The sequence below is a fragment of the Nocardioides sp. NPDC101246 genome, from assembly GCF_044767415.1.
Classification (GTDB): domain Bacteria; phylum Actinomycetota; class Actinomycetes; order Propionibacteriales; family Nocardioidaceae; genus Nocardioides.
Genome location: NZ_JBIWNX010000004.1, coordinates 136,095 through 149,464, shown reverse-complemented (window position 1 = coordinate 149,464; position 13,370 = coordinate 136,095). Strand labels below are relative to the sequence as shown.

The 13,370-nt window shown below is 70.4% G+C and carries 12 protein-coding genes; 2 read left to right on the top strand and 10 right to left on the bottom strand.

Going from position 1 to position 13,370, the window contains the following annotated elements:
- Window positions 1–134: 134 nt before the first annotated feature.
- Window positions 135–818, top strand: a complete 684-nt coding sequence (locus ACIRON_RS08530; RefSeq protein ID WP_402991561.1) for a hypothetical protein — start codon at window positions 135–137, stop codon at window positions 816–818.
- Window positions 819–885: 67 nt separating this feature from the next.
- Here ACIRON_RS08530 and prfA read toward each other — a convergent pair whose 3' ends face one another.
- The 8 genes from prfA to ACIRON_RS08490 form a co-directional block, all read right to left on the bottom strand.
- On the bottom strand, window positions 886–1,965 hold the full coding sequence (gene prfA / locus ACIRON_RS08525) for a peptide chain release factor 1 (protein WP_402991558.1): 1,080 nt from the start codon (window positions 1,963–1,965) through the stop codon (window positions 886–888).
- An 86-nt stretch (window positions 1,966–2,051) separates the two neighbouring features.
- On the bottom strand, window positions 2,052–2,264 hold the full coding sequence (rpmE, locus tag ACIRON_RS08520) for a 50S ribosomal protein L31 (RefSeq protein WP_350832694.1): 213 nt from the start codon (window positions 2,262–2,264) through the stop codon (window positions 2,052–2,054).
- A gap of 133 nt (window positions 2,265–2,397) precedes the next feature.
- A complete protein-coding gene (gene rho, locus ACIRON_RS08515) occupies window positions 2,398–4,203 on the bottom strand; it encodes a transcription termination factor Rho (protein ID WP_402991553.1) in 1,806 nt (601 codons plus the stop codon).
- A gap of 213 nt (window positions 4,204–4,416) precedes the next feature.
- A complete protein-coding gene (gene thrB / locus ACIRON_RS08510) occupies window positions 4,417–5,319 on the bottom strand; it encodes a homoserine kinase (RefSeq protein ID WP_402991550.1) in 903 nt (300 codons plus the stop codon).
- 3 nt (window positions 5,320–5,322) lie between these two features.
- Complete coding sequence (gene thrC / locus ACIRON_RS08505) at window positions 5,323–6,390, bottom strand: threonine synthase (protein WP_402991547.1); 1,068 nt, start codon at window positions 6,388–6,390, stop codon at window positions 5,323–5,325.
- Window positions 6,390–7,703, bottom strand: a complete 1,314-nt coding sequence (locus ACIRON_RS08500) for a homoserine dehydrogenase (protein ID WP_402991544.1) — start codon at window positions 7,701–7,703, stop codon at window positions 6,390–6,392. Before ACIRON_RS08500 ends, thrC begins: the two co-directional genes overlap by 1 nt.
- Before the next feature lie 107 nt (window positions 7,704–7,810).
- Window positions 7,811–8,770: an alcohol dehydrogenase catalytic domain-containing protein gene (locus ACIRON_RS08495; protein WP_402991541.1), complete on the bottom strand. Its 960-nt coding sequence runs from the start codon at window positions 8,768–8,770 to the stop codon at window positions 7,811–7,813.
- A gap of 70 nt (window positions 8,771–8,840) precedes the next feature.
- Window positions 8,841–9,503 carry a hypothetical protein gene (locus ACIRON_RS08490; RefSeq protein WP_402991538.1) on the bottom strand — a complete coding sequence of 221 codons (663 nt, stop codon included), beginning with the start codon at window positions 9,501–9,503 and terminating at the stop codon, window positions 8,841–8,843.
- An 81-nt stretch (window positions 9,504–9,584) separates the two neighbouring features.
- Between ACIRON_RS08490 and ACIRON_RS08485 the strand changes: the two genes are divergently transcribed.
- Window positions 9,585–10,160, top strand: coding sequence for a hypothetical protein (locus ACIRON_RS08485; RefSeq protein ID WP_402991535.1), 576 nt, complete (start codon window positions 9,585–9,587; stop codon window positions 10,158–10,160).
- Window positions 10,161–10,269: 109 nt separating this feature from the next.
- On the opposite strand, the gene lysA is transcribed toward ACIRON_RS08485, so the two are convergent.
- Entirely contained in the window at window positions 10,270–11,658 is a 1,389-nt protein-coding gene (lysA, locus tag ACIRON_RS08480) for a diaminopimelate decarboxylase (protein WP_402991532.1), read from the bottom strand.
- Window positions 11,655–13,319: an arginine--tRNA ligase gene (gene argS, locus ACIRON_RS08475; RefSeq protein WP_402991529.1), complete on the bottom strand. Its 1,665-nt coding sequence runs from the start codon at window positions 13,317–13,319 to the stop codon at window positions 11,655–11,657. Before argS ends, lysA begins: the two co-directional genes overlap by 4 nt.
- Window positions 13,320–13,370: the final 51 nt, after the last annotated feature.

Genomic DNA, 13,370 nt, shown 5'->3' with positions numbered 1-13,370 from the left:
AGGGTAACGTTCGGGCACCTCAACGGTTCTTCCGGTCATATATCGGGGGACGCGGGACTGGCCGCACACCTCAGCGGGCGCTGTGCTGCCCCACCACCACACCCGAGATCTCCCCCGGAAGGAAACATCACCCCATGAAGTGGCTCTTGCTGCTTGCACTCATCCTCGTCCTCGCTCTCCTGGTCTGGTTCTTCTTCGGACGTCCGATCCGCAAGGACGCCAAGGCCACACACCGAGCGGACAAGGAGCACCCGGCCGCCGAGGCCACCGAGGCCGAGCCGGCCGCCGAGGCTCCCGTAGCCGAGGCTCCGGCAGCTGAGGCTCCCGCGACCGAAGAGGCCACCGAGGCTCCTGTCGAGGCCGAGGCCGCCGAGAAGGCCACGGACGAGGTGACCGAAGAGGACACCGCTGCTGTCGTCGCGGAGGCCGAGAGCGTCACCGCCGCTGCCGCCGCTGAAGCGACCGCCGAGCCCGTCGTGACCGAGACCGAGACCGAGACCAAGGCCGTCGCCGCTGAGCCCGAGACGACCGAGGCCCCGGCTGACGAGACTCCCGCGGCTGCCGAGCCGGAGGCGGCCCTGGCCGCCGAGGCGCCCGCCGTGACCAATGGTGCTCCCTACCCCGGCGCCGTGCTTCCGGCTGCTGACGGAAACAGCTCGGATGCTGCGTACGAGATCAAGGGCAGCAGCGGGAAGAAGTACCACACGACGGCGAGCCCCTACTACAGCCGTACGAAGGCAGCCGTCTACTTCGACTCCGAGGAGTCGGCCGAGGCGGCCGGGTTCGTCCTGGGCTTCAAGAAGAAGGCCAACGCCTGAGCACGCTCCGATGAGACATCCGAAGGGCGCAGTCACCTGGTGACTGCGCCCTTCGGCGTTGAGCGGGTCAGGAGTCGAGCGAGGCCAGGCGAGCGGCCAGGTCGGCGTCGACCGCGCTTCCGATCACGGGCTCCAGATCGCCATCGAGGACCTGGTCGAGGTTGTAGGACTTGTAGCCGGTGCGGTGGTCGGAGATGCGGTTCTCCGGGAAGTTGTAGGTGCGGATGCGCTCGGAGCGGTCGACGGTGCGCACCTGGGAGCGGCGGGCGTCGGAGGCCTCCGCGTCGGCGGCGTCCTGGGCTGCCTGGAGCAGGCGTGAGCGGAGCACGCGCATGGCCTGCTCCTTGTTCTGCAGCTGCGACTTCTCGTTCTGCATGGAGACCACGATGCCGGTGGGGACGTGGGTGATCCGGACCGCCGAGTCGGTGGTGTTGACCGACTGGCCGCCGGGGCCCGAGGAGCGGTAGACGTCGATGCGGAGGTCGTTGTCGTTGATCTCGACATCGATGGGCTCGGCCTCGGGAACCACCAGGACGCCGGCCGCGGAGGTGTGCACGCGGCCCTGCGACTCGGTGACCGGCACCCGCTGGACACGGTGCACGCCGCCCTCGAACTTGAGCAGCGCATAGGGTGCCCGGCCGGGCTCTGAGGTCCCCTTCGCCTTCACCGCCACGGTGACCGACTTGTAGCCGCCGAGGTCGGACTCGTTGGCGTCGAGGAACTCGAGCTTCCAGCCCTGACGCTCGGCATAGCGGGTGTACATCCGCAGCAGGTCGCCGGCGAACAGCGCCGATTCCTCGCCGCCTTCCCCCGACTTCACCTCGAGGATGGCGTCCTTGTCGTCGGTCGGGTCGCGGGGCACGAGCAGACGGCGCAGCCGCTCCTCGGCCTCCTCGCGCTGCGGCACCAGCGCCTCGGCCTCCTCGGCGAAGGCAGGGTCCTCCCCCGCCAGCTCGCGGGCGGCCTCGATGTCGTCACCGAGCTGCTGCCAGGAGCGGTAGGCGTCGATGATCGAGCTCAGCTCGGCGTACCTCTGGTTGAGCTTCTTCGCCAGGCGCGCGTCGGCATGGGTCTCGGGCTCGGCGAGCCGTTTCTCGAGCCCGACGTGCTCCTCGATGAGTCCTTCGACCGCTTCAAACTGTGACATCTCCGCCTCGCTTCGTACGCCGGTGAACCCTCCAAACACACCAGCGCCGGCCACCCGCAGATGCGGGGGCCGGCGCTGGGAAGCAGCTACTTGTTGCGCTTGCCGAAGCGAGCCTCGAAGCGAGCCACGCGACCGCCGGTGTCGAGGATCTTCTGCTTGCCCGTGTAGAACGGGTGGCAGTTGGAGCACACGTCGGCGCGGATGGCGCCCTCGGCCACGGTGCTGCGCGTGGTGAAGGAGTTGCCGCAGGTGCAGGTGACCTGGGTCTCGACGTACGTCGGGTGGATGTCGGTCTTCATGAGGTTCCTCTCAAGACATGGGGCTCCGGGTCGCCGCCGCAGGTTGCGGGACGTGAACCGGCACCGAGGATTCAGTGTATGTGAACGCCTGGGGCCGCCAATAATTCCCGGCCGCCCCAGGCGCACATCACCTTCAGCTCTTGGCGACCTCGTTGAGGAGCACCATGTTGGTGGCAGACCCTGCCACCTTGTCCGCCAGTACCGAGGCGGCCTTGGCACCGTCGAGCGTGGCCAGCGAGGCACGCAGCTTGCGCACCGCGTCGCCCTCGCCACCGGAGAAGAGCAGGTCGTCGCGGCGTGTGCCGGAGGCGCTGACGTCGACGGCGGGGAAGATCCCGGCCTCCGCGTACTCCTCGCTCAGGCGCAGCTCGGAGTTGGCGGTGTCCTTGAACGCGTCGAAGATGATCTCGTCGGTCTTCGAACCGGTCTCGACCGCGGCCGTGGCGAGGATGGTCAGCGAGCCGCCGTCCTCGACGTTGCGAGCCGCGCCGAAGAACCGCTTGGTCGGGTAGAGCGCCGCGGAGTCGACGCCGCCACCGAGGATGCGGCCCGAGGCCGGGACGGAGAGGTTGTACGCCTTGCCCAGGCGGGTCAGCCCGTCGAGCAGGACGACCACGTCGTGGCCGAGCTCGACCAGGCGCTTGGCCCGCTCGATCGCCAGCTCGGCCACCACGGTGTGGTCGGCAGGCTGACGGTCGAAGGTGGAGGCGATGACCTCGCCCTTGACGCTGCGCTCGAAGTCGGTGACCTCCTCCGGGCGCTCGTCGACGAGCACGACCATCAGGTGGCACTCGGGGTTGTTGGCCGTGATCGCGCCGGCGATCGCCTGCAGGATGGTCGTCTTGCCCGCCTTCGACGGCGAGGCGATCAGACCGCGCTGGCCCTTGCCGATCGGCGAGATCAGGTCGATGACGCGGCCGGTGACCGGGTCGGAGCCGCCCTCGAGGCGCAGTCGCTGGTCGGGGTGGACCGGCGCCAGCTTGTCGAACTCGACGCGGTGCTTGGCGACCTCGGGGTCGGCACCGTTGACCGAGTCGATGCGCACCATCGGGTTGTACTTCTCCTTGCGCTCGCCCTCACGGGGCTGGCGCACCTGACCGACGATCGCGTCGCCACGGCGCAGGCCGAGACGCTTGACCAGCGACAGGGAGAGGTAGACGTCGTCGGGTCCGGGCAGGTAGCCGGAGGTGCGGACGAAGGCGTAGTTGTCGAGTACGTCCAGGATGCCTGCCGCGGGCACGAGCACGTCGTCCTCGAGGACGGTCGTGTCGGGCTCGCCGCGGCCCGGGCGGTTGCGGTCGCGATCGCGGCCACGGCGGCGGCGGTTGCGGCGGCTGCCACCCTCGCCGTCGTCATCGCCCGCGTCGTCGGCCGACTCGGCCGCCCGCTCCTTCTGGGCGTCCTCGTTCTTCTTCTCGGCGGCGGGCTGACCGGCCTTGGCCGGACCCTTGCCCTGGCCACCGCCGGCGGGCTGACCGGACTGGCCACCCTGACCGGACTGGCCACCCTGACCGGACTGGCCGCCCTGGCCACTCTGACCGGACTGGCCGCCCTGACCGCCGCTCTTGTTCTGGTTGCGCTGGCGACGCGGGCGCTGGGCGCCCTCGTTGCCGGCGTCAGCAGCCTCGGCGGACTTCTCCGCGGGCTTCTCGGCCGTCTCGGCCGGCTTGTCTGCGGTCTTCTCCGCAGGCTTCTCGGCGGCAGGCTTCTCGGCAGCGGGCTTCTCGGCGGCAGGCTTCTCGGCCCGCTCCGCCGGCGCCGACTGCGCACGGCTGCTCTGCGCGGCCTTGATCGCTTCGATCAGCTGGGCCTTCTTCATCGAGTTCGCCCCGGTGATACCCATTCCGTTCGCCATCGCCTTGAGGTCGGCGAGGAGCATTCCGCCAAGGCCACCGCGCTTCTTCGGGGCTGCGTTCGGCTCCGGCGCAGTGGATTCCATGGTTTCAGTCACGTGAGTCCTTTCCCACGTATCGCCGATCGGCGTACGACGCCGACGGCTCGTTTGTCAGAACCCCTGACGCACCGGTGCGCGCCAAACGAAGTGGCACGGCACGAAAGGGGGATAGCACACCCGCAGGCCTGAACGGCCCAACGGATGTATTCCCAGGCTAACACGCATGGCACCCCTCACAGCAGGGGCCCGGAACGCGGGTCAGAGGATGCGTACGCCGTCCATGTCGACGCTCAGCGCATGGCAGGCCCAGCCCTCGGGACAGCGGGTGGTGAGCTTGGCCGTCTCGGCGGACTCGACCCCGCTGCTGAACGCCAGGACCGTGGGCCCGGCGCCGGAGACGATCGCGGCGACGCCGTCGGCGCGCAGCTCGTCGACCAGGGCGAGCGACTCCGGCATCGCGGGTCGTCGGTACTCCTGGTGCAGGAAGTCGCGGGTGGCACGGTGCAGGTGTTCGGGCGCATCGCTCAGCGCCGCCACCAGGAGGGCCGTACGTCCCGCGTCGGCCGCCGCGTCGGAGTGCGGGACGGTCTCGGGCAGCAGCCCGCGGGCAGCCTTGGTCTCGACGCCGGTCGCGGGCACGAACACGACGACGCTGACCCTCGGGTCGACGGCGGTGCGGACGGCGAAGAAGCCGTCGTCGTCACCCGCGATCGTGAAGCCGCCATGGAAGGCAGGCGCGACGTTGTCGGGGTGACCCTCGATCTCGGCGGCCTTCTGGAAGAGAGTGTCGTCGTCGAGGATCAGCTCTCCCCCGGCGACCAGGGCACGAGCGAGCACGAGGCCGCCGATGATCGCGGCCGAGGACGAGCCCAGGCCGCGCGCGTGCGGGATCCGGTTGTGACAGTGCAGCCGCAGACCCGCCGGCTGCTTGCCGATGATCTCGAAGGCCGCCCGCATCGAGCGTACGACGAGGTGCGACTCGTCGAGCGGGACCGTGCCCTCACCCGCACCCTCGACGGTGACCTCCAGGCCTTCGGCGATCACCTCGCCGGTGAGCTCGTCACGCAGGTCGAGCGCCAGCCCGAGCGAGTCGTAGCCGGGACCGAGGTTGGCGGAGGTGGCCGGGACGGTGACGGTGACGGGGCCTACTACGAACGTCATGAGCTAGGCGAGCCCGGCTGCGGCCGCCGCGGCCTCGAGGTCGGCGTCGATGATGGTCTCGGGCAGCTCGCCGAAGAACTCCAGCGCGGTCGCGGTGTCCTTGAGCCCGTGACCGGTCACGGTGATGACCGTGGTGGCTCCGGCGTAGGTCTCCCCCGCCTCGAGGTCGGCGAGGAGCCCGGCGACGCCGGCCGCCGAGGCGGGCTCGACGAAGACGCCGTCGTTGCGGGCCAGCTGGGCCTGGGCGGAGAGGATCTGGTCGTCGGAGAGCGCGCGGAAACGGCCACCGGACTTGGCGGCCGCGGCCTCGGCGAGCTGCCACGAGGCCGGGTTGCCGATGCGGATGGCGGTCGCCTTGGTCTCCGGGTGCTCGACCGGGTGGCCGAGCACGAGCGGGGCCGCACCCTCGGCCTGGAAGGCACGCATGACCGGCGTCTTGGTGGCGTGGCCGGCCGCGGCGTACTGCTCGTAGCCGAGCCAGTAGGCCGACAGGTTGCCGGCGTTGCCGATCGGCATCAGGTGGTAGTCGGGGGCGTCGCCCAGACGGTCGACGACCTCGAAGGCCGCCGTCTTCTGGCCCTCGAGGCGGACCGGGTTGACGGAGTTGACCAGCGCGACCGGGTAGCTGTCGGCGAGGGCGCGGGAGAGCTTGAGGCAGTCGTCGAAGTTGCCGCGTACCTTGACCACCTCGGCGCCGTGGACCAGCGCCTGGGCCATCTTGGCGGCGCTGATCTTGCCGTTGGGGACGAGCACCACCGGGGTGATCCCGGCCTTGGCGGCGTAGGCCGCCATCGAGGCGCTCGTGTTGCCGGTGGAAGCGCAGACCACGGCCTTGGCGCCCTCGTGGACGGCGACGGAGATGGCCGCGGTCATGCCACGGTCCTTGAACGAGCCGGTCGGGTTCTGGCCCTCGACCTTCAGCCACACCTCACCCTTGGTGGCCCCGGAGAGCCACTCGGAGTGGACCAGCGGGGTGCCGCCCTCGCCGAGCGTCACCGCCGGGGTGTCCTGGGGGATGTCGAGGAGGGTGCGGTACTCCTCGATCACGCCGCGCCACTGGCCGTTGGTCATCAGACTGCTCCTTCTACGCGCATCACCGAAGCGACGTCGCGGACGAACTCCATCTCGCGCAGGTGCTGCACGGTTGCCGCGAGCGCGGCATCGGGGGCCTCGTGGGAGACGACGACGAGCTGGGCGTCTTCTCCCCTGCCTTCTTGGCGTACGGCCTTGATCGAGACGCCGTGCTCGGAGAAGGCGGTCGCGACGGCGGCGAGCACGCCGGCCTTGTCGGCCACGTCGAGGCTGACGTGGTAGCGGGTGACGGTCTCGCCCATCGGGCGCACCGCGCGGGCGGCGTAGGCGGACTCGCCGAAGCCACGGGTGCCGAGGACCTTGTTGCGGGCGATCGTGACCAGGTCACCCAGGACGGCGCTCGCGGTGGGGTCGCCGCCGGCGCCCTGGCCGTAGAACATCAGGTCGCCGGCCGAGGCGGACTCGACGAAGACGGCGTTGTAGGCGCCGCGCACGGTCGCCAGCGCGTGGGTGCGCGGGATCATCACCGGGTGGACCCGGACCGAGACGTCGTCGTCATCGAGCTCGGCGATCGCGAGCAGCTTGACGACGCTGCCCATGGCCTTGGCCGAGGCGACGTCGCCGGCGGTCACCTCGGTGATGCCCTCGCGGTAGACGTCGCTGGCGGTCACCCGGGTATGGAAGGCGAGGCTCGCCAGGATGGCGGCCTTGGCCGCGGCGTCGAAGCCCTCGACGTCGGCGGTCGGGTCGGCCTCGGCGTAGCCCAGCTCCTGGGCCTCGGCGAGAGCCTCCTCGAAGCCGGCACCGTAGGTGTCCATCTTGTCGAGGATGTAGTTGGTGGTGCCGTTGACGATGCCCATCACCTTGGTGACGTGGTCGCCGACGAGCGAGTCGCGCAGGGGGCGCAGGATCGGGATCGCGCCGGCGACCGCGGCCTCGTAGTAGAGGTCGGTGCCGGCCTTCTCGGCGGTCTCGTAGAGCGTCGGGCCGTCCTCGGCGAGCAGCGCCTTGTTGGCGGTGACGACGCTGGCGCCGCTCTCCAGCGCCTTGAGGATGAGGCCGCGGGCCGGTTCGATGCCGCCGATCACCTCGATCACGAGGTCGACGTCGTCGCGGGCGACCAGGCCATGGGCATCCGTGGTGAGCAGCTCGGCGGGCACCTCGACGTCGCGAGGAGCGTCGAGGCGGCGTACGGCCACGCCCCTGATCTCCAGCGGCGCACCCACTCTGGCGGCGAGATCCGCGTCGCCCTCGAGCAGGAGCCGGACCACCTGGGACCCCACCACACCGCAGCCGAGGACGGCGACGCCCAAGGCATCGACGGCGTGCGCGGTCGTCTTGTTGCTGCTCACGCGCCCAAGGGTATCCGGGACAGGCTCCAGGGTCCGACTTCCGCTCTAGGCGCGGACACCTGGGCGGAGTTGTGAAGCCGAGAGTGGCCTATAGGTCACTCTCAGCTTCACAACCCGCTCGACCGCGTCACCAGGACGACCTTCCCCGTCGTCTCACGGCTCTCGAGGGCCGCATGGGCCGCCGAGGCCTCGGCGAGAGGGAACCTCGATCCGACGTACGGCCTGCGGGTGCCATCCGCGGCGGCCTCGAGCGAGGCCTGCTCGAACTCCTTGATCCGGCCCTGGACCCAGGGTCCGAGGATGTCGACGATCTTCGCGGCGCCCTCGTAGCCGTCCTGGTCGCCGGAGAACCGGACCATCCGCCCGTCCGGCTCGAGGTGGGCGTAGACCTGCCTGGGTACCTCACCCCCGAGTCCGTCGAGAAGGACCGTGATCCGGGACTCCTCGGCGCGAAGCCTCTCCAGCCAGCCGTCGGTGCGGTAGTCGATCGCCGTCTGCGCACCGAAGCCACGGGCGATCTCGAGCTTGGCGTCGGAGCCCGCGAGGCCGACCGCGCGAGCGCCCGCGTTGCGGATGCCCTGGAGCAGGATCGCGCCCATGCCACCGGCAGCCGAGGTGACCACGACGACGTCGTCGGGAGTGATCTGGGCGGCTTCGAGCACCGCGGCCGAGGTGCGCCCGGTGCCGATCGCGGCCACGGCCTCGGCCGACTCGAGCCCGTCGGGGCGTCGGTAGAGCTGCGTCTCTTCGGCGACCGCGAGCTCGGCGTAGCCGCCGCTGCTTCCCGGACCGAGATGCGCGACGACCTTCGCGCCCAGCCAGGTCTCGTCGACGCCCCCACCGATCTCGTCGACCACGCCGGCGACCTCGCGGCCGGGAGTCATCGGGAGCTCCGGTCGCGGCATCGTGGGTGGCAGGTCGGCCGCTCGGATCGAGGTGTCGAGGCGGTGGATGCCCGCGGCCTCGACCCTGATGCGTACCTGGCCCGGGCCTGGTGTCGGGTCGGGCATCTCCTCGAGGCGCAGGACCCCCGGGCCGCCGAACTCGTGCTGTCTGATCGCTCGCATGTCTTGAGTCAACATGCTCAAGCTCACTTGAGGTCAAGGGCTTTCCCCGAGCCTTGGATGAGCTCAGGCCTCAGGCGAGCTCCACGATCGGCCGGAGCACCACGGCGACATCGCGCGCCAGACGTACGCGACGGAGCAGCTCCTCCGCATCCGGCTCCACGTCGGTGGTGACCGTGATCGCGTCGTCGCGGGCCACCACCCACAGCCGCTCGTCGACGACGTGGCTGGCGAACCGGGACAGCGAGCGTGCGTGCTCCTCCTCGGCGGCGATGACGGCACCGTCGGGCGTGGTCACGTTGGTCTTGGCACGGAACTCCGGCGGGAAGAAGACCGGCGTGGGCACCCGGCCGGTGCCGGCGTTGCCCGAGCCCGGCGAGAGGCCGATCATCGCGGCCGTCTTCGGCAGGTGGGCGGGGACCCGCACCACCACCCAGCGCGCCGGCCGCCAGGGACCTTTCCCGGGGGACGCCTTGCCGTGCCAGTACTCGACGAGGATCCCGTCGCAGGTGCCGTCGATGACGAGGTCACAGCGTTCGGCGCGTACGTCCGGCCCGAGCACCTCCCACCGCACCGGCCGCTGCGCGGCGGCCTTGCCGGTCACCACCGACCAGCCGAACGTCTGCGCCGCTCGGGTCACGCTGTCGCGGCGCTCCTTCGTCAGCCGGGCGACAGACGCTCGCGGCGCCTGGGACGGCGTCGCGAGCGGTCTCTCTGAGTAGACCCCCCTCGGCATGCGCCCCATCGTAGGCTCACCGACCACGGGATTTCGGGAAGGCGAAACCGAATTTCCTACGCCACGCGGTTTGATGGGTGCGTGCTGTTCCCCAACGCCGACCTCGAACGCATCCGCACCGGCGAGGTCGACCTCGCCTTCCGCCGTTGGAAACGTCCGATGCATGTCGCCGGCGGCCGCCAGCGCACCCGGATGGGCGTGGTCGAGTTCGTCTCCGTCTCGCCGGTGTCCTGCGACACGCTGACCGAGGAGGACGCCCGGCGGGCGGGCACGACCCTGGAGGACCTGCTGGCCTTCCTGTCCCGCAAGGACGGCGAGGTCTACCGCATCGAGATGCGCTACGGGGGCGACGACGAGCGCGTCGCCCTGCGCGCGAAGCGCCCGGGGAAGAGGGAGACCGACGCGCTGGTCGCGAAGCTGGCCGACATGGACCGGCGCAGCCGCCGCGGCCCGTGGACGCGCGAGCACCTGGAGCTCATCGAGGCCCGCCCCGGCGAGCTCGCCGAGACGATCGCGGCCTCGATCGGAAGGGAGAAGAAGCCGTTCAAGGCCGACATCCGCCGGCTCAAGGAGCTCGGTCTCACCGAGTCCCTCCCCGTCGGCTACCGCCTCTCGCCGCGCGGTCGCGCGGTCCTCCGCGCACTTCGGTCCAGCTGAGACGTCACCCCCGTCGGCCGAAACGTCGCTGCGGTCGGTCGAAGCGTCACTCCGGTCGGCCGAATGGGCATCGACGTGCCAACTCGGCCGACGCGCGTGACGTCTCGACCTAGCCCAGGTCGGTTGCGAAGAGGTCGTCCTCGGTCTCGCGGCGGACGATGACACGTGACTCCCCGTCGCGGACAGCGACGACCGGCGGCCGCAGGGCGTGGTTGTAGTTGGAGGCCATCGAGCGGCCGTAGGCACCGGTGCCGGGGACCGCGATCAGGTCGCCGGGGGCGATGTCAGCGGGCAGGAACTCGTGCTTGACCACGATGTCCCCGGCCTCGCAGTGCTTGCCGACGACCCGGCCGAGCACGGGCCCGGCGGACGAAGACCGGCCGGCGAGGGTCGCGGAGTAGTCGGCGTCGTAGAGAGCGGTGCGGATGTTGTCGCTCATCCCTCCGTCGACGCTCACGTAGGTGCGGGTGACGCCGCCGTCGAGGGCGACCTCCTTGACCGTGCCGACCGTGTAGACGGTGCACATCGAGGGCCCGACGATCGCGCGGCCCGGCTCGATCGAGAGGTGCGGCACGGCGAGACCGAAGCCACGGCACTCGTGCTCGACGATCGCGGTGAGCTCCTCGGCCAGGGCCTTGGGCGTCGAGGGGTCGTCCTGGGTGGTGTAGGCGATGCCGAAGCCGCCGCCGAGGTCCATCTCGGGCAGCTCGGTGCCGAGCTCGTCGCGGATCCGGGCCTGCAGCGCCAGCACCCGTCGTGCGGCGACCTCGAACCCGGAGGAGTCGAAGATCTGGGACCCGATGTGGGAGTGCAGCCCGCGCATCTCGACGTTCGGCGCGTCCAGCAGCCGGCGTACGGCCTCGAAGGCGTCGCCCGAGGAGATCGAGAAGCCGAACTTCTGGTCCTCGTGGGCAGTGGCGATGTACTCGTGGGTGTGGGCCTCGACGCCGGCGGTCACCCGCACCATCACCCGGGCAGTGATACCGGTCTCGGCGGCGATCTCGGCGACCCGCTCGACCTCTTGGAAGGAGTCCACGATGATCCGTCCGACGCCCGCGACGATCGCCCGGCGCAGCTCCATCGGGGTCTTGTTGTTGCCGTGGTAGCCGATCCTGGCCGGGTCCACCTCGGCGCGCAACGCGACCGAGAGCTCGCCGTTGGAGCAGACGTCGAGGCAGAGCCCCTCCTGCGCCACCCAGCGTGCGACCTCGGTGCACAGGAACGCCTTGCCGGCGTAGTAGACGTCGTAGCCGGTGAAGGCGTCACGGAACGCGCGGGCGCGCTCGCGGAAGTCGGCCTCGTCCAGGACGTACGCAGGTGTGTTGATGTTCGCGACCAGGTCGGGCACCGCGACGCCACCGACGGTGAGGACGCCGCTCGCGTCCTTCTCGGCAGTCGCCGACCACAGCGCGGGAACGAGGGCGTTGACGTCGTCGGGGGTCTTCAGCCAGACCGGGGACGTGCCGGTGAACGAGCCCGGCGAGGCGTGGCCGCTCACATCCGCTCCGGGGCGGAGACGCCGAGCAGGCCGAGGCCGTTGGCGAAGACGGTGCGGGCGGCGGAGACGAGCGCCAGGCGGGCTAGGTTGACCGGCGCCACCGGCTCGTCGCCCTTGGGCAGCATCCGGCAGTCGTCATCGTCGTACCAGCGGTGGAAGATCCCGGCGGTGTCCTCCAGGTAGCGGGCGACGCGGTGCGGCTCGCGCAGCTCGGCGGCGGTCGCGACCACCCGCGGCAGCTCGGCCAGCGCCCGCAGCAGCTCGCCCTCGCGCTCGTGGACGAGCAGCGACGGGTCGAAGGTGTCGAGGTCGATCGCCATGCCGAGGTCGGCGGCGTTGGCCATCATCCGGCAGGTGCGCGCGTGGACGTACTGCACGTAGTAGACCGGGTTGGCGCTGTCGGCCTTGGCCCACAGGTCGAGGTCGATGTCGATGTTGGAGTCGCTGGAGTAGCGGGCCAGCGCGTAGCGGGCCGCGTCCACCCCGATCGCCTCGACGATGTCGTCGATGGTGACCACCGTGCCGGCACGCTTCGACATCCGCATCGGCTGGCCGTCCCGCAGGAGGTTGACCATCTGACCGATCAGGATCTCGAGGTTCTCGTGGGGCGTGTCGCCGAAGGCGGCGCACATCGCCATCATCCGGCCGACGTAGCCGTGGTGGTCGGCGCCCAGCATGATGAAGCACCGGTCGAAGCCGCGCTCGCGCTTGTCGAGGTAGTAGGCCAGGTCGCCGGAGAAGTAGGCCCCGTTGCCGTCGGCCTTGATGACGACACGGTCCTTGTCGTCACCGAACTTCTCGGTCGCCAGCCAGATCGCGCCGTCCTTCTCGTAGACGTTGCCGAGCTCGCGGAGCTTCTCGATGGCGCGCTCCACGGCCCCGGACTTGTGGAGGTTGTCCTCGTGGAAGTAGACGTCGAAGTCGACGTTGAAGTCGTGCAGGCTCTGCTTGATCTCGGCGAACATCAGCTCCACGCCGATCGAGCGGAAGACCTCCTGCGGGTCGTCGCTCTCGAGCGCGTTCGGCTCCTTGGCGAGGACCTGCTTGGCGATCTCCTCGATGTACGCACCGCCGTAGCCGTCCTCCGGGACCGGCTGGCCCTGGGCCCAGGCGAGCAGGCTCCGCGCGAAGCGGTCGATCTGGCCGCCGTGGTCGTTGAAGTAGTACTCCCGGGTGACCTCGGCGCCGGACGCCTCCAGGACACGGCCGAGCGCGTCCCCGACCGCGGCCCAGCGGACACCACCGAGGTGCAGCGGGCCGGTCGGGTTCGCCGAGACGAACTCCAGGTTGATGTTGTGGCCGGCGAAGGCCTCGTTGCTGCCGTACGCAGCCCCGGCGGCGACGATCTCGCCCGCCAGCTTGCCCTGGGCACCGGCCTCGACGGAGATGTTCAGGAAGCCCGGGCCGGCGATCTCGACGTCCGCGATCCCGTCGGTCGCCTTCAGCTTCTCGGCGACCTGCTCCCCCAGCGCGCGCGGGTTCATCCCCGCCTTCTTGGCCAGCTGCAGAGCGACGTTGGTGGCGTAGTCGCCGTGGCCCTTCTGCCGGGGTCGCTCCACCGTGACAGTGCTCGGAACGCCGTCGGGAAGGGTGATCGCACCCTCCTCGACGAGCGCGGTGAGGACATCGACGACCGCGGTGGAAAGCTGCTCAGGAGTCACAGGGTCCAGCGTATAAGCGCCAGTCGGTTTCACCGTTATCCGTCCCAGCCT

Excerpts from the sequence above, each read along its gene's own strand:
- ACIRON_RS08530 (WP_402991561.1), top strand. The coding sequence starts at position 135 with ATGAAGTGGCTCTTGCTGCTTGCACTCATCCTCGTCCTCGCTCTCCTG.
- prfA (WP_402991558.1), bottom strand. The coding sequence starts at position 1,965 with ATGTCACAGTTTGAAGCGGTCGAAGGACTCATCGAGGAGCACGTCGGG.
- rpmE (WP_350832694.1), bottom strand. The coding sequence starts at position 2,264 with ATGAAGACCGACATCCACCCGACGTACGTCGAGACCCAGGTCACCTGC.
- rho (WP_402991553.1), bottom strand. The coding sequence starts at position 4,203 with ATGGAATCCACTGCGCCGGAGCCGAACGCAGCCCCGAAGAAGCGCGGT.
- thrB (WP_402991550.1), bottom strand. The coding sequence starts at position 5,319 with ATGACGTTCGTAGTAGGCCCCGTCACCGTCACCGTCCCGGCCACCTCC.
- thrC (WP_402991547.1), bottom strand. The coding sequence starts at position 6,390 with ATGACCAACGGCCAGTGGCGCGGCGTGATCGAGGAGTACCGCACCCTC.
- ACIRON_RS08495 (WP_402991541.1), bottom strand. The coding sequence starts at position 8,770 with ATGCGAGCGATCAGACAGCACGAGTTCGGCGGCCCGGGGGTCCTGCGC.
- ACIRON_RS08490 (WP_402991538.1), bottom strand. The coding sequence starts at position 9,503 with ATGCCGAGGGGGGTCTACTCAGAGAGACCGCTCGCGACGCCGTCCCAG.